Here is a 15,321-nt window from a genome sequence, read left to right on the forward strand (position 1 = left end):
TCAGGGAAATCGCTGCGCTAACTGTTCGCTATGTCTCCGAACAAAGTGTTCGCGATGTCCCCGGTCCATACACTCCCAGAGGGAGAGGGGACTGATTGGCGTTGAGTTTGAATCCGCGTGCGGTCAGCTCCCTCTCCCTCTGGGAGAGGGTTGGGGTGAGGGTGCCTCTGAGCTGATCAATATCAAAACCCATCCGCTGCTCTTGACCTATGCTCCACGGGTTTTCAAGCTCAAGGAGATGGCCATGAATGCGCCTGCAACCAGCCCCACGCCGGCTACGGCAAAAGCAAAACTTCCCATTGGTCTGGTGATAGCAGTCCTGGTCATGATCGGCATCCTGCTGCTGCCACTGCCCGCCGACTTGCCGGTAGCCGGTCATCGCATGCTGGCGATCCTGGCATTTGCCGTGGTGGTATGGATCACTGAAGCGGTGTCGTACGAAGCCAGTGCCATCATGATCACCTCGCTGATGGCGTTTTTAATCGGCATGGCGCCCACCCTGGCGGACCCGTCCAGGCTTTACGGCACCTCTGCTGGCATCACCATGGCCCTGACCGGGTTTTCCAATGCTGCCCTGGCCCTGGTGGCGGGTGCCCTGTTTATCGCGGCTGCTATGACCCACACCGGCCTTGACCGGCGAATTGCCTTGGTCACCTTGTCGCGTATCGGCACCAGCACCCGGCGCATTTTGCTGGGGGCGATTGCGGTCACCATTTTGCTCAGCCTGGTGGTGCCCAGTGCCACGGCGCGCAGTGCCTGCGTGGTACCGATCATGATGGGGGTGATCCTGGCCTTCGGTGTGGACAAACGCTCCAACATTGCTGCCGGGATCATGATTGTCGTGGCCCAGGGCACCAGTATCTGGAATGTCGGCATTCAAACTGCGGCGGCACAGAACCTGCTGACCGTGGGCTTTATGGACAAGATGCTCGGTGCGCGGGTGAACTGGCTTGACTGGCTGATCGCCGGTGCACCCTGGGCCATCATCATGTCGGCGGTGCTGCTGTTTGTGGTGCTGAAAATGCTCCCGCCAGAGAGCGACAGCATCCCCGGCGGCAAGGAGGCCGTAGAAAAATCACTGGCCGAACTGGGCCCCATGACCGGCCCGCAGAAGCGCCTGATGGGCGTATCGATCGCCTTGCTGCTGGCCTGGGCCACCGAGGGCAAACTGCACAGTTTTGACACCACTTCGACCACCTATGCCGGCCTTGTATTCTTGCTGCTGCCGCGCTTTGGCGTGATGACCTGGAAAGACGTGCAGTCGCGTATCCCCTGGGGCACGGTGATTGTGTTCGGGGTGGGTATCAGTTTGGGTACGGCCTTGCTCACCACCCAGGCCGGGCAATGGTTGGGCGGGCAGGTGGTGGCCAATACCGGGCTGGATCAGGTAGGGCCGCTGGGGATCTTTGCGATTCTGGGCGCGTTTTTGATATTGATTCACCTGGGCTTTGCCAGTGCCACGGCATTGACCTCGGCCTTGCTGCCGATTCTGATCGCGGTGCTGCAAACCTTGCCGGGCGAATTCAACCGCCTGGGCATGACCATGTTGCTGGGCTTTGTGGTCAGCTACGGTTTTATCCTGCCGATCAACGCCCCGCAAAATATGGTGTGCCTGGGCACGCAGACCTTCACCGCCAAACAGTTCGCCAAGGTCGGGTTGATTGTCACGGCGGTGGGCTACCTGCTGATGCTGCTGTTTGGCGCGACCTACTGGAGCTGGCTGGGCTGGATGTGATGTCGATGTGTAGCCGCTGACGAGGGACGAGGCTGCGATGGGCTGCGCAGCGGCCCTGGCTCTTGAAGGTCCTTCGGCCCTTATCGCAGCCTCGTGCCTCGGCAGCGGCTACAGGAGGTTCAGTTAGCGTTCTCGCTGCGCCCGCCACTGCTGACTTCCGCCGGTACATCCTCGCCCGCCATGCGCTTGCGGAACAGCGAGGTGCGCGCCAGCAGCAAAGTCGTCACCGGTACGGTAATCGACAGCAGGATCGGCATCAGCCAGGCATGCAGTACCGGGGTCGATTTAAGGGCGGAAAAGTACAGGATCGAGGCCAGGGCCACGCCCCATGCGCCAAGGGTCGAAGCCAGTGCCGGCGGGTGCATGCGCTGGAAAAAATCCTTGAGGCGCAACAACCCGATCGCCCCGCACAGGGCAAACAGGCTGCTGAGCACCAGCAGCACAGCCACCGGTATTTCGATCCAGAGACTCATTCGATCACCTCGCCACGCAGCAGGAATTTGGCCAGCGCAAACGAGCCGACAAAGCCGAACAGGGCAATCAGCAGTGCGCCTTCAAAGTAGGTGTCACTGGCGTATCTGATACCCAGCACCAGCATCATCAACATGGCCAGGATATACAGGTAATCCAGCGCCAGAACCCGGTCCTGGGCCGAGGGGCCCTTGAACAGGCGGATCACGGTCAGAACCATTGCCAGGCTGAAGATAAACAGGCTGAGCAGGATGGCATTGGTGAGCAGGGCACTCATTCAAAGATCTCCATCAACGGGCGCTCGTAGGCGGTTTTGAAATGTTCGATAAACGACGCCTCGTCATCCAGATCAAACACGTGCAACAACAGCACGCTGCGGTCCAGCGCCAGTTCCGACCAGATGGTGCCGGGCACCACGGTGGTGATCATCGACAGGGCGGCCAGACCGTTGGCGTCGCGCAAGTCCAGGGGGATTTTGATAAACCGCGAACGTGGCGGGTTTTTACCGGCGCGCAGCACACCCAGGGCCACGGCAATATTGGACGCCACCACATCGCGGCCCACCAGAAAGAACAGCTTGAGAATCACTCCGGGACGGCGAATGCGCACCGGCAGCGGGCGCAGCTGCGCAAACATCAGCGGTGCCAGAATGGCCAGCGCCGCGCCCAGCAGCAGGTTGCCTGCACTCAGGGACAGGTTGAGCAGCAACCACAGCGCCCACAGCGCCAGGGACAGCCAGGGGGCAGGGAACAGGCGCTTCATGGTTGCACCTCCTGCGCTGCCGCCCTGGCTTGCGGGCTCGGCACCGGACGGGTGGCGATCACGGCCATCACATAACGCTCGGGGTTGTTCAGGGTGTCGGCGGCGGCCTGGGTATAACGCAATACCGGCTCGGCCTTGAACGTCAGGACTACGCACAACCCCAGCAGCAGCACGATGGGCAGGCACTCAATGCGGCGCAGGATCGGCGACGGACGCTCAAGGGGCGTCCAGAAACGCTGGATGCCCATGCGTGAGAAAGCAATCAACGAGGCCAGGCCCGAAAGAATCAGCAACGCCAGCAGGCTCCAGGCCGCAGTTGAGATGGGTGCATCGCTGGCATTGCCCAGTCCCAACGGGTTGAGCAAGGCGTTGAGCAAACCGAGCTTGCCGATAAACCCGGACAGCGGCGGCATGCCGATAATCAACAGCGCGCAGGCGATAAAACTCAAGCCCAGAAAGGCCATCGTCCAGGGAATGATCTGGCCCACGACAATTTTTTGCTCATCGTCCAGGTTGCTGCCCCGCGGTGGGGGTATCGACTCGCTCAGGCTGGGCTGCGGCTCGGCATCATCTTCAAGCACCAGATCGGCAGAAGAGCGCGAGCGTTCGATCAACTCGGCCAGCAGGAACAGTGCACTCAGGGCCAGAGTTGAACTGACCAGATAGAACAGTGCGGCGCTGGTCAGGTTGGGCTGGGCGAAGCCCACGGCTGACAACAGGATCCCGGCAGACACCAGAATGCTCAGGCTGGCCATGCGCTCCAGGCGCTGGGCGGCGAGGATGGCGATGGCGGCGCAGACAATGGTGGCCATGCCGCCGTAGATCAGCCAGTCACCGGCAAAGTACGCCGAGGCACCGGCCTGCCCGGAAAACAGCAGGGTCCACAGGCGCAGCACGGTGTAGATGCCCACCTTGGTCATGATCGCAAACAGCGCCGCCACCGGCGCACTGGCCGATGAATAGGCCGGTACCAGCCAGAAGTTAAGCGGCCACATGCCCGCCTTGGCCAGAAAGGCCACCGCCAAAATGGCCGCGCCGGCATGCAGCAAGCCGCGATCGGCCTCGGGCACCAAGGGGATTTTCAGCGCCAGATCGGCCATGTTCAATGTGCCGGTCACCCCGTAGATCAACGCTGCACCGATCAGGAACAGCGATGAAGCCAGCAGGTTGATCGAGATGTAATGCAGCCCCGCCGACACCCGCGCCTTGCCCGAACCATGCAGCATCAAACCGTAGGAGGCGGCCAGCAGCACTTCGAAAAACACGAACAGGTTGAACAGGTCGGCGGTCAGAAAGGCCCCGTACAGGCCCATCAACTGAATCTGGAACAACGCGTGGAAGCTGGCCCCGGCACGGTCCCAGCGGGCCATGGCGAACAGCAGGGCGCAACTGGCGATAATGCCGGTCAGCACCAGCATCAAGGCGCTCAGATGATCGACCACCAGGGCGATCCCGAACGGCACTTGCCAGTTGCTCGGCAGATAGACACCAATCGAAGCCGGAATCGCTTGCTCACGGGTCCACAGCAACAGCATCACCGAAATACCCAGACCGATCAGGGTCGAGATCAGGTTGATGCGCGCTTTCAGCGGACGGTGTTTCTCCCCCAGCAACAACATGCAGGCTGCGGTCAGCAGCGGCAGCAGAATGGGCGCGACAATCAGGTGCGGCATCAAATTCATTCTTTAGGCTCCCGGCCATCAACGTGGTCGGTACCGGTCAGGCCCCGAGAGGCCAGCAAGACCACCAGAAACAGCGCGGTCATGGCGAAACTGATGACGATTGCGGTCAGTACCAGTGCCTGGGGCAGCGGGTCGGTGTAGTTGAGCAAGTCCTGGGGCACGCCGTCCTTGATCACCGGCTCCTTGCCGATAAACAGGCTGCCCATGCTGAAAATAAACAGGTTGACCCCGTAAGACAGCAGACACAGGCCCATGACCACCTGAAAGGTTCGCGGACGCAGAACCAGCCAGGTGCCCGATGCGGCCAATACTCCGATAGCGATGGCAATGACTTCTTCCATCAGGCGGCTCCTTCTTTGGATGCAAGCGGGGGTTGCTGGGCGGGCAGCGGGGCCAGCTGATTGCTCGGGCGATGGGCCCTCACGGACTGGTGAGCCAGTGCCGTGAGGATCAGCAGGGTTGCACCGACCACCACTGCAAACACGCCGATATCGAAGAACAGGGCGCTGGCCACATGAATGTCCCCCAGCAGCGGCAGGCTGAAGTGGAAGGTATGGGTGGTCAGGAACGGATAGCCCAGGGGAATCGAACCCAGCCCGGTCAGGGTGGCGCAGAGCAGGCCGAAACCCATCCAGCGCAGCGGTCGCAGGCTCATCTGCGCCTCGACCCACTGCGTGCCGGCAACCATATACTGCAGGATAAACGCCACACTCATCACCAGGCCTGCGACAAAACCGCCGCCGGGCTGGTTGTGCCCGCGCATAAACAGGTACATGGACACCACAAAAGCGATCGGCAGCAACAGGCGCACCAGCACTGCCGGCACCATCATAAAGCCCAGTGCGGTGTCACTGGCGCTGCGCGGGTTGACCAGGTCGGTCATCACGTCCTTGGCCAGCAGTCGCTGCTGGGCAGGCAACTGCATGCTTTCTTTCGAAGGGCGGAAGCGGCGCAGCAGGGCAAACACGGTCAGCGCCACGGCGGCCAGAACAGTGATTTCACCCAGGGTGTCGAAGCCGCGGAAGTCCACCAGCATCACATTCACCACATTGCTTCCGCCGCCTTCAGGCAAGGCCCGGCTGAGGTAGAACGAGGAGATGTCGTTGGGCGTCTGGCGGGTCAGCATCGCGTAGGACAGCAATGCCATGCCACCCCCCACTGCAGTCGACAGCAGCAAGTCGCGCAGACGACGGACCTGGGCCTTGCGCAAGGTGCCCGGCAGGGGGGAGACCTCTTCAATACGCCGTGGCAGCCAGCGCAGACCCAGCAGGATCAGCACCGTGGTCACCACTTCAACCACCAGTTGCGTCAACGCCAGATCAGGCGCCGAAAACCATACGAAGGTCACGCAGGTCATCAGGCCGCACACACTGACCATGGTCAGGGCTGCGAGACGGTGGTACTTGGCTTGCCAGGCAGCGCCCAGGGCACAGGCAATCGCAATCAGCCACAGGGTGATAAACACGATCGAGCCCGGTATTTTCGGGCGGTCGCCCCAGCCCAGCCCGCTGTACAGCATCGGGATCAGCCCGGCGATCACGGCGACCAGAATCAACAAAAACAGCTGGGTTTGCAGGCGCTGGGTGCTGATGCGTCGTTCGATGCGCCGCGCGCCGCGCATGATCACCACCAGGCTGCGCTCGAAGAAGCGTTTGCCATTGAAATACTGGATCAGCGGCGGCAGCGGGAAGCGGTCGAGCTTGAGCTGTTTGCGCAACAGCACATACAGCAGGATACCGCCGGACATGGCGATCAGGCTCATGATCATCGGCGCATTCAGGCCATGCCAGATCGCCAGGCTGTACTCGGGCAGCTCACCGCCCACCACCGGCTGGGCCGCTGCGGCAAGCAGCGGGCCGACGGTTTGCGCCGGGAAAATCCCCACCGTCAGGCAGGTGAGCACCAGCAGTTCAACCGGGGCACGCATCCAGCGCGGTGGCTCGTGGGGGGTATGGGGCAAGTTGGTCGCGGGCGGGCCGAAGAACACATCCACCGTAAAGCGCAGGGCATAAGCCACACTGAATGTACCGGCGATGGTCGCAATCACCGGCAGGGCGATTTCCACCCAGGCCGTTGAATTGATAAACACGGTTTCGGCAAAAAACATCTCTTTGGACAGGAACCCGTTCAACAACGGCACCCCGGCCATGGAGGCACTGGCGACCATGGCCAGGGTCGCCGTATAAGGCATAAGCTTGAACAGGCCGCTGAGCTTGCGGATATCCCGGGTGCCGGTCTCGTGGTCGATGATCCCCGCCGCCATAAACAGCGACGCCTTGAAAGTGGCATGGTTGAGAATGTGGAACACCGCAGCCACCGCTGCCAGCGGGCTGTTCAGCCCCAGCAGCAGGGTAATCAGGCCCAGATGGCTGATGGTCGAGTAGGCCAGCAGGCCTTTAAGGTCATTTTGAAACATCGCGCAATACGCGCCCAGCACCAGGGTGCAGGCACCGGCGCCGCTGACAATCCAGAACCACTCTTCACTGCCCGACAGCGAAGGCCACAAGCGGGCGAGCAGAAAGACCCCGGCCTTGACCATGGTTGCCGAGTGCAAGTAAGCCGATACCGGAGTGGGCGCCGCCATGGCGTGGGGCAACCAGAAATGAAACGGGAACTGTGCGCTCTTGCTCAGGGCGCCGATCAGGATCAGCGGCAGCAGAATTGGATACAGGCTATGGGCGCGGATCTTGTCGCCCGCAGCCAGCACTGCATCCAGATCATAACTGCCGACGACATGGCCAAGCAGCATGACCCCCGCCAGCAGACACAACCCACCCGCGCCCGTGACCATCAGCGCCATATAAGCGCCGCGGCGGGCATCCGAGCGGTGGTGCCAATAACCAATCAGCAAGAATGAAAAGAGGCTGGTCAGCTCCCAGAAAAACACGATCTGGATCAGGTTGCCGGATAACACCAGACCCAGCATGGCCCCCATAAACGCCAGGAAAAACGCAAAAAAGCGCGGCACCGGGTCCTCGGGTGACATGTAATAACGGGCGTAGAGCGACACCAGCGTGCCGATGCCAAGCACCAGAATTGAGAACAGCCAGGCGAACCCGTCCAGCCGCAGAACAAAATTCAGGCCGAGACTGGGCAGCCACATGAACTCTTCACGAATAACGCCACCATGGGCGATCTGTGGATAGAGCAGGGCTACTTGTACAGTACCGATCAATGCAATCAGACCGGCCAACAGTGATTCACTGTTACGTGCGTTGTGCGGCAAAACAGCCGCCAGACAGCTGCCGATAAAGGGCAGAAGCAGTAGAACTATCAGGGACATAGGCTTCTAATCTGCAGGAGTTTGTAAGCGATCATACGGGGCGGGCTGCAGATCACCAACAGCAAACCTGTGGCTGAATCCTACAAAGGCTGTCGATAACCTGTCTGGTTTACTACAGCTCTATCCCTATATAAGCGCTTCTAAGTAAAAATTCGTACCGGCTCTAAGCCTTGTAGCTTTAATCGCAAGCTTGATCACCTTGCTTGTCCTCAAGTGCTTCGGGCTGTTTACCCTTGGTTTTTAACTCACTGACGATCACGGCTGCAACAATCAATACAGCGCCAAGCAAGGCAATGGCTGGCAAACGCTCACCCGCCAGGCGCCCGGCGATCCCTGCCCAGACTGGCTCGCCGGCATAAATCAGGGTGGCGCGGGTAGGTGAAACGCTTTTCTGTGCCCAGTTCATGGCCACCTGAATCACCGCACTGGCGGCACCCAGGCCTGCAGCACTGGCTAACAATAGCCATGAAAAGTCAGGAATGGCCTCTTGTGTAGGAATAATCATGAAAAAAGCCAGAATGGACGCCGTACTGAGCTGCACCACCGTGACCCGGCGCACATCCACCTTGCCCGCATAAGCACTGATCAGAATGATCTCGGCCGCTATGGCAATGGCGCTGATCAACGTGGCGATCTCGCCGGGGCTGAAATCCAGCGAGGCGCCGCCGGGCCCGGACAACAGCATCAGGCCGGTAAAAGCCAGCATGATCCCCAGGCTCGGCATCAACCCGGGCCTGCGCCCCAGCACCAGCCATTGCAGCAGGGGCACGAAAGGCACATACAGAGCGGTAATAAACGCCGACTGGCTGCTGGGAATGGTTTGCAGGCCGATGGTCTGCAAACCGTAACCGAGCATGATCGAAACCCCGATAAACATCCCGGCCTTGAGCTCGAACAGCGTGATGCCACGCAAACTGCGCAGAGAAAACAGCGCGACCATGGCCGCCGCCGCGGCAAAACGCAGGCCCACAAAAAACATCGGCCCGCTCGCCGTTAACGCATGTTGTACCAATAGAAAGGTGATGCCCCAGACCATGGTGATCAGGATCAGCACACACTCCGCTTTACTGAAGCGGGAAATAAACGACAGCAATCCGGGAAGTTTCAATGGCATTGAACCTTGCGTGTTACAGGAATGGAGACGCACAATGCGCCAAAGCTGGGCAGTATACTGCGCAGCCCCACAAGGTGAGCAATATAGTGCCCAACGAAAATTCACAACGCGCATCTGTTCTCCAGCACGTCAGCCAGAACGTACGACGCCTCAGGCTGCTCGCGCACTTGAGCCAGAGCGCATTGTCAGAACAGTCCGGGGTAAGCCGGCGAATGCTGGTGGCCATCGAGGCAGGGGAAAAGAACGTCAGCCTGAGCACCCTTGACCGTGTGGCGGAGGCGTTGAATGTAGCCTTTAGCGACTTGATACAGGCCCCGGGTTCAGGGGACCCGAGCCGCATCAACGAAGTGGCCTGGACGGGCACCCGGGTTGGCAGCAAAGCGGTTCTACTGTCCAAGGCCACCGCCACACGGGAAGTAGAACTGTGGGAATGGACCCTGGAGCCGGGTGAGGAATACCACTCCCAGGCGGATGCCGAGGGCTGGAGCGAACAGCTCTATGTATTTGAGGGCAGCCTGACCCTGGTGATGGACGACCGGACGCTGCAGATAGCGGCGGGGGAGTTCCATATGTACGCCAGCAACCGCCCCCATGCCTACCGCAACGAAGGTGACGGGATACTGCGCTTTGTACGCAACGTGGTGATCTGAAAACGGGCGCCTGCGAAATAACTAAAAATTATTAGAATTCAGGGGGTTGCCAGTTTCCAGCTTCTAGTACATAATGCGCGCCATCAGCCCGGGGCAACGACCTGAAGTGCTGAAGAATCAAATGCTTGTAGCGATAATGTCGCAGTAACAAACTCTTGTTTTTGATGTTTCCACAGAAACTTCAAGCACAATTGGCCGAATAGCAAAATGGTTATGCAGCGGATTGCAAATCCGCCCACGCCGGTTCGATTCCGGCTTCGGCCTCCACATTCGAAAGCCCCGTAGATCAAGGTCTACGGGGTTTTTTATTGTGCGCAGGAAAGTTAGGAGTTCCGAAACTTTAGGGGGTGGAGTTCCGAAACTATTTCATTTTGAGGGCTTGGCGATGGCTCCGACGCGCCGGTAAACCCTCTTGGTGATTTCCTGTTTTGAGTGACCAAGCAGCAAGCTGGCATCACCAATATCAGTAATTTCTGATGCGGCTTTCGGGCGGATGTCTTTGAACTGGAACTGGGCAATTTTATCGGCATCACCCGGGTTGCCTTCGACGATTGCTTTGAGTCTGGCTTTTTCTCGAGCATCGTCCCAACGGTTGCGCAACATTTCCTGTGATACTTGCCTCCCGGATGTATTCAAAATAAAACGAGGAGAGCTGTGCTGTTTGTTCCTGGTGTATATATCTTCGATAAGCATGCCCAGGCTGTTTTTAATGCCATCGACTTGCATCAAAATCCTGAGTCTTCGCCCTGTCTTTCCCTGCTGGACGGTGAGGTAGTCACCTTCCACGTCGCCTGCATTCATGGCGATCACATCAGCTGGGCGCTGTCCTGTCAGGTAAGCCAAATCCATAGCGTCTTTCAGCTCTTGCGGTGCCTGCGCGTACACCGCAGCCCACACCACATCGTTGGCATAGAAGTCGCGGACCTTTTCCTTATTCTTCCGTACACCCGCGCAGGGATTTTCTTTATCTGTGAAACCCCATTCTCTTGCCATATTGAACACATGTGAGAGCAGAGCGATTTCTCTATTGGCTCTGGTCTTGGCTGTTCTCGCATCGCGATACTGGGCCACCATCGAAGGGGTTATTGCATCAATGGGTGCAGTATCGAACCCTTCGCGCAGATGCTTGAACTCGGCCTTATTGTCCTTCTGTGTGCGTGGCGCCTTCTTCGGGACTATGTCCCGCTCGTACCTATCAAAAATCCCCTTCATGATTTTTAGATCTGCCGGCTTTGCTTTGCATTCTAGTTCGGCCCACTTGAGGCGGGCTTTATCGAGATCACCACCAAGCGCTATCTCTTTACCGTTCGCATCTCGGTAGTAGTAACCAATCCAGACTGTTCCGTTTTTTCGCGGTCTTTTGCGCCGAACCATCCCTGGGGGCAAATCCCTGTTCTCAGTGTTGCGGGGGCGCATGTCAGTTCACTCTTGAGAAATCTGGCGTCCAGGCTGGAGCTACTGGCGGGGGAGTTTGGGTTGCCAAGGTTGGCGAGATTATTCCGAGCTTCATACGGGCGAACATCCGGCCAACGAGAGGGCGGCCTCCGCGACTTTCGATAAAGACCCAATTCCGAGCCTTGAGCCATTGGCGCTGGTAGCCACGGTGTTTGTAGCCGGTAAGATCGGCCAGCTCTTCCTCTGAGAGGATTTCAGTTTCCATTGGCGTGTCTCCATGCCGCCGCGCTGGGCGGCAGAGGGTGTTTGAGTTGTAAAGTTTGGGTTTACAGCTGCCGCTTGAAGTCAGTGCAGCGCACGACGATCGTGCTGCCATCGCGCTGAATCGGCGGCATGGCCTTGAAGGGAAGGGCGCTGCAATCTCGGCGGGCGTGCAGACAAGCGCAGCACATGCCGCCTTTGGGTTGGTGGGTCATGGCGTTATCTGCCGAGCCCAGATGCAGACCGGCCCATCTTCAGCGTCATGAATCGAGAGAATGAACCAGCCCGGCTCGGCCGGATGCTGGATCTCCCAAGCTGAGCAATTGACCTGCCCGTCACTCATGTAGGTGTCGAAGATCTCGGGTTCTACATCGGATTCCATGTAGGTGATCTTCGTTTCCACCTGGTGGCGCGTGCACCAGTCGTTGAACTGAGCATCTGTGATTTCGTCGTCGAACTCTGACAGGTAGCTGGGATGCGACCACCAACCATCAGCATCCCGATTGACGGTGAGCGGCTTCAAAACAGATTCTTCAGGCATGACTTCGTCCTTGCCGCTATAGCGGCTGGCTGTAAATAGGTCGGTGGATATGCATAAGTGGTCTTAGACGAGGCTAAGGGTGTTTGGTACAACGGTAGCGTTCGTTGAACGTATTTCAGGAGCTAAGATTGAAAACGTATAGCGAGCAGGAGTCTCGGATTGCTTGTCGGGACGCGGCCTTAATGATGCATCGTGATCAATGAGTTTCAGCGTTGAGCTTCGAGTTTAATCAGCTCTCTGCCAATCTAGGCCAATGACTCATTCAGCAGCAAAATCTACAAAGCAAAAAGCCCGGCGCATTGGGAAATGGCCGGGCCTTTTGCTTTTGATGATTTGATCTTACAACTCCAACTGATCTGCCTTGATCCCAAAAGCCGCCGCGATTTTATCGCGGGTTGCTTTGCGTGGTTTCGAGACGGTTTCTTGCTGCGCGTAAGCCGGTTGGGAAATGCCCAGACGCCTGGCCACTTCGTCCTGGGTCAGGTCCAGGTGTTCGCGCCATGCGCGGATCGGGGTGGCGCCCCGTCCACGATGCGGCTGACCACATCATGGCGAATGACATCGCTGTCAGGGTGCTGGGCGACGTATTGCGCACATAGCTCTTCAATGGCTTTCCCGTCAGGGGATCAGAGATGCGCAAGATGTTTGATAAAACGGCTTTGCTGACCTTGAGCCTGATTCCGATCCTTGAACGCTGCGAGCTGTCGCCGGACCTGGCCACGGCGGCCGGGATCTGCTTGGGGTTTTGACCTTGCGCAAAGTAAGTCCGGGTAATCAGCAGATGATGGGGCACCCGTACCTCACTTCCTCCAGCGTCACACCACCTCTTGCAAGTGTGCGCCTGGTACCCGTTTCTTCGACCCAGCCGGCCTTGCGATAAAATCGAATTGCCCTGTCATTACGGAGCAAAACCCAAAGGGTCAAGCGGCAATGGCCCTGTTCGATCAGGCTCTGCAATCCTGCATGCCACAAGGCCGGGCCGATCCCGGTGTGCCAATGCGCTTGCAGAACGTAGAGAGCCATGACTTCGCCCGCGTTGTTCGCAGCAGCATCCAGGTCACGACTGGCCCCGACCGAGATCCAGCCGATGATCTGCTTGTCCCGCTCGGCGACCAACAGGGTCGAATCACCAGACTCAATGGCGTTAAGCCAATATGACGTTCGCTGGTCCAGCGTCTGGTCCAGTGAGGCCAGGTATTCCCTGGGCATCAGATCTGAATACGCTTGCTGCCAACTGTGAATATGCACTTGGGCAATGGCCTTGGCATCGGAAGGAACGGCGCTGCGAATCATTGAGGGTTTCCTTGTGCGAACACGGGGGGCGGATTATGGATAATCGTCGATGCCGAGGGCCGCTGCAGCCAGTTTGGCCACCCCGAGGTTTGTGCCCGGAGCAATATCATCTTCGAGCATCCAGGTGATCGACAACCCTGTCCATGCGAGCACCCATTGCAGTAATCGCCGGCGATCGATGCCGGAGGCGTTTGCGACGATTTCGATGCGACGCGCGAAGGCCCCCGGTGCCAGGGCACTTTCACTGTCGGGATTGCACAAGATATTCGCATAATCAAAACCCCGCTCGCCGTACAGCCCCTTGGGGTCGATGGCGAGCCAGCCGGACCGGCCGAAATCCAGAACATTGCCATGATGGATGTCGCCATGCAGTACTGCGACATCCCGTGGAGCCGCCAGGAGTTCCCGTGCGGTTCTTGCGCAGTGTTCAAGGATGCCGCCGTGCAGGGCGGCCGCGTCCCATAACGCCGAAAACCATTGCTCCAGTGGAACCAGAGCGGGGATCGGTTTGGCAACGGGGGCATGCAGTTGGGCGGCTACCGCACAAAGGATACGAGTGGCCTCGTCGTCCCTGCCGCTGCGGGTCATCTGCACAAGTGACCCGGGGCCCTGGGCGCGCACCATCAGTAAGGCCTCGCCATCATGGGCGAGTATGGGCGCGGCACCTTTGCCGTCCCACCAGGCCATCAGCAGGCCGCCAGCTTGTTCCTCTGCTGCCTGCGAGATTTTGAGCATGGCGGCTATGCCGCGCTGGCGGACGGGCAGCAAATGGCCGTTCAGCGAGACGAAAGCATCACCATCAAGGGTCAGATTCCAGAGTTTCAAATACTTATCAAACATAAACTCACTCAATCCAGCGCATTGAAAATGGCCAACGGCAGGTCTTTCAGAGGGGCAAAAAAGTGTTCCGTAACCCAAAATCCGACCCGTCCAGCCTGTACTTTTCAGCGGGTCGTGTTCTGTAAAATACCGGAACGAAAAACAACGATCAGCACAGCAGATGTCGATAATCCCGGTTTGGTTTTCGGTTTCGGTTCCGGTTCCGGCCCCGAGGCACGGGAGGGCGCGTGTCTGGTCCGCTACGACAGCATGATGATAGTCGTGCTCTCGAGCAGTACGGGTCGTACCAGAATCTTGTAGCAGTCAGCATCGAATGCCTGCCCGGTAAGTTTGGGGGCCAGTCTGGCTTCAGCCTCGCAGGTATAGGTGCCGATATAACGCCAGCTGTCCACGACGTGGTACTCCTCGAGCTCGCCATGGCGCTCGTGCAAGGCGATTGCCCCTGGATAGGGCCAGTGATGCACGGCCCAGCGTTCTAAAGCACTCAACAAACGCCGGGTATGCGCCTCATGGCTTTCTGCGCCTTTGCAGGCCCCGGCGCACTTACCAATCTGAGCCCGGAAGCAGCCCCGTCCCGTTGATTTATCAAGGCCCAGCAGGGTGTGGCAGAGCCGGTGCTCATCCGCAATCAGCATCAGGGCTTCGGTGGCCATGCGCCGGTTACGGAACAGCCCGTACAACTGCGGCCCTTCGCAAATCGCGGTGGTGTCGATGATCTCCAGCATCCCGTCGCGAATTCGCAACGAGCACAGACGCTGCTGCCGGCGAAGCCGCTTGTTCTTCAAGGGCTGCAGTTCTTTGATCAGTCGGGACTCCAGCAGCAGGGCGCCGATTTCTCCGGCGGTTTGCTGGTACTCGATCCGTTGCGCCTGGCGCAGCATCCGGGCTTCTTCCGGTGCGCGCAGATGAGAAAGCAGCCGACTGCGAATATCGATGCTTTTACCGATATAGAGCGGTATCGAATCGCCCTCGGCGTAAAAGAAATACACCCCGGGTGCTCGCGGGGCGGCCTCGACCTGAGCACGCAGATGCTCCGGGTATTCATAAACAAGCTCGGGGCGGGCTTTGGGGGCGGGCATGGGGGTGCCTTGGTTATATCATCAAAACGAGAGTCCAATCATACACAGTGCTTGAGGTGAGGATGATCTCCGGAGACAAGTATCGGGTTCGTGATCGCCTTGCTACAGCTGATATGCGGCTTTCAGTCCAAGTTGATGTGTAACTGATCCATAAACCTCACCTATCCAAACAGGCGGCGTCTGAGGTGGGGAGGAATCAAATCATGCTGGCGCGG

General features: G+C 58.7%; 16 protein-coding genes, 1 tRNA gene and 1 pseudogene. 3 read left to right on the forward strand and 15 right to left on the reverse strand.

Annotation, left to right across the window (positions count from 1 at the left end; translation table 11 throughout):
* Positions 1 to 244: 244 nt before the first annotated feature.
* Positions 245 to 1,735 (forward strand): DASS family sodium-coupled anion symporter, encoded by a 1,491-nt coding sequence (locus GHN92_RS22800; RefSeq protein ID WP_095000592.1) that lies wholly within the window; start codon positions 245 to 247, stop codon positions 1,733 to 1,735.
* 119 nt (positions 1,736 to 1,854) lie between these two features.
* On the opposite strand, the gene GHN92_RS22805 is transcribed toward GHN92_RS22800, so the two are convergent.
* The 7 genes from GHN92_RS22805 to GHN92_RS22835 all read right to left on the reverse strand — a co-directional run bounded on the left by GHN92_RS22805 (position 1,855) and on the right by GHN92_RS22835 (position 8,969).
* A complete protein-coding gene (locus GHN92_RS22805) occupies positions 1,855 to 2,208 on the reverse strand; it encodes a Na+/H+ antiporter subunit G (protein ID WP_153381244.1) in 354 nt (117 codons plus the stop codon).
* Positions 2,205 to 2,483, reverse strand: a complete 279-nt coding sequence (locus GHN92_RS22810; protein ID WP_048358261.1) for a K+/H+ antiporter subunit F — start codon at positions 2,481 to 2,483, stop codon at positions 2,205 to 2,207. Before GHN92_RS22810 ends, GHN92_RS22805 begins: the two co-directional genes overlap by 4 nt.
* Positions 2,480 to 2,968, reverse strand: coding sequence for a Na+/H+ antiporter subunit E (locus GHN92_RS22815; RefSeq protein ID WP_153381245.1), 489 nt, complete (start codon positions 2,966 to 2,968; stop codon positions 2,480 to 2,482). The genes GHN92_RS22810 and GHN92_RS22815 overlap by 4 nt, the downstream gene beginning before the upstream one ends.
* Complete coding sequence (locus GHN92_RS22820) at positions 2,965 to 4,650, reverse strand: monovalent cation/H+ antiporter subunit D (RefSeq protein ID WP_153381247.1); 1,686 nt, start codon at positions 4,648 to 4,650, stop codon at positions 2,965 to 2,967. Before GHN92_RS22820 ends, GHN92_RS22815 begins: the two co-directional genes overlap by 4 nt.
* Complete coding sequence (locus tag GHN92_RS22825; RefSeq protein ID WP_003446102.1) at positions 4,647 to 4,991, reverse strand: Na+/H+ antiporter subunit C; 345 nt, start codon at positions 4,989 to 4,991, stop codon at positions 4,647 to 4,649. The genes GHN92_RS22820 and GHN92_RS22825 overlap by 4 nt, the downstream gene beginning before the upstream one ends.
* Complete coding sequence (locus GHN92_RS22830) at positions 4,991 to 7,933, reverse strand: monovalent cation/H+ antiporter subunit A (RefSeq protein WP_153381249.1); 2,943 nt, start codon at positions 7,931 to 7,933, stop codon at positions 4,991 to 4,993. Before GHN92_RS22830 ends, GHN92_RS22825 begins: the two co-directional genes overlap by 1 nt.
* Positions 7,934 to 8,111: 178 nt before the next feature.
* Complete coding sequence (locus GHN92_RS22835; RefSeq protein WP_256666548.1) at positions 8,112 to 8,969, reverse strand: DMT family transporter; 858 nt, start codon at positions 8,967 to 8,969, stop codon at positions 8,112 to 8,114.
* A 164-nt stretch (positions 8,970 to 9,133) separates the two neighbouring features.
* Here GHN92_RS22835 and GHN92_RS22840 point away from each other — a divergent pair, with 164 nt between their 5' ends.
* Both GHN92_RS22840 and GHN92_RS22845 read left to right on the forward strand, forming a co-directional pair.
* The gene (locus GHN92_RS22840) at positions 9,134 to 9,697 is read left to right on the forward strand and encodes an XRE family transcriptional regulator (protein WP_178102684.1); all 564 of its coding nucleotides are present in this window, start codon (positions 9,134 to 9,136) and stop codon (positions 9,695 to 9,697) included.
* Between the two features lie 193 nt (positions 9,698 to 9,890).
* Positions 9,891 to 9,964 (forward strand) — tRNA-Cys (locus GHN92_RS22845).
* A gap of 99 nt (positions 9,965 to 10,063) precedes the next feature.
* Here the strand turns inward: GHN92_RS22845 and GHN92_RS22850 are convergent.
* The 8 genes and pseudogenes from GHN92_RS22850 to cho form a co-directional block, all read right to left on the reverse strand.
* On the reverse strand, positions 10,064 to 11,113 hold the full coding sequence (locus GHN92_RS22850) for a tyrosine-type recombinase/integrase (protein ID WP_153381255.1): 1,050 nt from the start codon (positions 11,111 to 11,113) through the stop codon (positions 10,064 to 10,066).
* 1 nt (position 11,114) lies between these two features.
* Entirely contained in the window at positions 11,115 to 11,357 is a 243-nt protein-coding gene (locus GHN92_RS22855) for a DUF4224 domain-containing protein (protein ID WP_153381257.1), read from the reverse strand.
* A 61-nt stretch (positions 11,358 to 11,418) separates the two neighbouring features.
* Positions 11,419 to 11,568 carry a hypothetical protein gene (locus GHN92_RS22860; protein ID WP_153381259.1) on the reverse strand — a complete coding sequence of 50 codons (150 nt, stop codon included), beginning with the start codon at positions 11,566 to 11,568 and terminating at the stop codon, positions 11,419 to 11,421.
* On the reverse strand, positions 11,565 to 11,894 hold the full coding sequence (locus GHN92_RS22865; protein ID WP_153381261.1) for a hypothetical protein: 330 nt from the start codon (positions 11,892 to 11,894) through the stop codon (positions 11,565 to 11,567). Before GHN92_RS22865 ends, GHN92_RS22860 begins: the two co-directional genes overlap by 4 nt.
* Positions 11,895 to 12,233: 339 nt before the next feature.
* Positions 12,234 to 12,487, reverse strand: a pseudogene (locus tag GHN92_RS22870) (helix-turn-helix domain-containing protein); the annotation flags it as partial.
* Between the two features lie 181 nt (positions 12,488 to 12,668).
* Positions 12,669 to 13,187, reverse strand: coding sequence for a GNAT family N-acetyltransferase (locus GHN92_RS22875; protein ID WP_153381263.1), 519 nt, complete (start codon positions 13,185 to 13,187; stop codon positions 12,669 to 12,671).
* Positions 13,188 to 13,220: 33 nt separating this feature from the next.
* On the reverse strand, positions 13,221 to 14,027 hold the full coding sequence (locus GHN92_RS22880) for an aminoglycoside phosphotransferase family protein (RefSeq protein WP_153381265.1): 807 nt from the start codon (positions 14,025 to 14,027) through the stop codon (positions 13,221 to 13,223).
* Positions 14,028 to 14,266: 239 nt separating this feature from the next.
* A complete protein-coding gene (gene cho / locus GHN92_RS22885) occupies positions 14,267 to 15,106 on the reverse strand; it encodes an excinuclease Cho (RefSeq protein ID WP_153381267.1) in 840 nt (279 codons plus the stop codon).
* Between the last annotated feature and the right edge of the window lie 215 nt (positions 15,107 to 15,321).

Origin of the sequence: Pseudomonas sp. FSL R10-2964, from assembly GCF_009600035.1 — a bacterium.
Taxonomy (GTDB): domain Bacteria; phylum Pseudomonadota; class Gammaproteobacteria; order Pseudomonadales; family Pseudomonadaceae; genus Aquipseudomonas; species Aquipseudomonas bubulae.

Bases quoted from the DNA above. Each gene is read 5' to 3' on its own strand.
- GHN92_RS22865 (WP_153381261.1), bottom strand. From the start codon at position 11,894: ATGCCTGAAGAATCTGTTTTGAAGCCGCTCACCGTCAATCGGGATGCT.
- cho (WP_153381267.1), bottom strand. From the start codon at position 15,106: ATGCCCGCCCCCAAAGCCCGCCCCGAGCTTGTTTATGAATACCCGGAG.
- GHN92_RS22850 (WP_153381255.1), bottom strand. From the start codon at position 11,113: ATGCGCCCCCGCAACACTGAGAACAGGGATTTGCCCCCAGGGATGGTT.
- GHN92_RS22815 (WP_153381245.1), bottom strand. From the start codon at position 2,968: ATGAAGCGCCTGTTCCCTGCCCCCTGGCTGTCCCTGGCGCTGTGGGCG.
- GHN92_RS22825 (WP_003446102.1), bottom strand. From the start codon at position 4,991: ATGGAAGAAGTCATTGCCATCGCTATCGGAGTATTGGCCGCATCGGGC.
- GHN92_RS22810 (WP_048358261.1), bottom strand. From the start codon at position 2,483: ATGAGTGCCCTGCTCACCAATGCCATCCTGCTCAGCCTGTTTATCTTC.
- GHN92_RS22855 (WP_153381257.1), bottom strand. From the start codon at position 11,357: ATGGAAACTGAAATCCTCTCAGAGGAAGAGCTGGCCGATCTTACCGGC.
- GHN92_RS22860 (WP_153381259.1), bottom strand. From the start codon at position 11,568: ATGACCCACCAACCCAAAGGCGGCATGTGCTGCGCTTGTCTGCACGCC.
- GHN92_RS22880 (WP_153381265.1), bottom strand. From the start codon at position 14,027: ATGTTTGATAAGTATTTGAAACTCTGGAATCTGACCCTTGATGGTGAT.
- GHN92_RS22820 (WP_153381247.1), bottom strand. From the start codon at position 4,650: ATGAATTTGATGCCGCACCTGATTGTCGCGCCCATTCTGCTGCCGCTG.
- GHN92_RS22835 (WP_256666548.1), bottom strand. From the start codon at position 8,969: ATGGTCTGGGGCATCACCTTTCTATTGGTACAACATGCGTTAACGGCG.
- GHN92_RS22805 (WP_153381244.1), bottom strand. From the start codon at position 2,208: ATGAGTCTCTGGATCGAAATACCGGTGGCTGTGCTGCTGGTGCTCAGC.
- GHN92_RS22875 (WP_153381263.1), bottom strand. From the start codon at position 13,187: ATGATTCGCAGCGCCGTTCCTTCCGATGCCAAGGCCATTGCCCAAGTG.
- GHN92_RS22800 (WP_095000592.1), top strand. From the start codon at position 245: ATGAATGCGCCTGCAACCAGCCCCACGCCGGCTACGGCAAAAGCAAAA.
- GHN92_RS22830 (WP_153381249.1), bottom strand. From the start codon at position 7,933: ATGTCCCTGATAGTTCTACTGCTTCTGCCCTTTATCGGCAGCTGTCTG.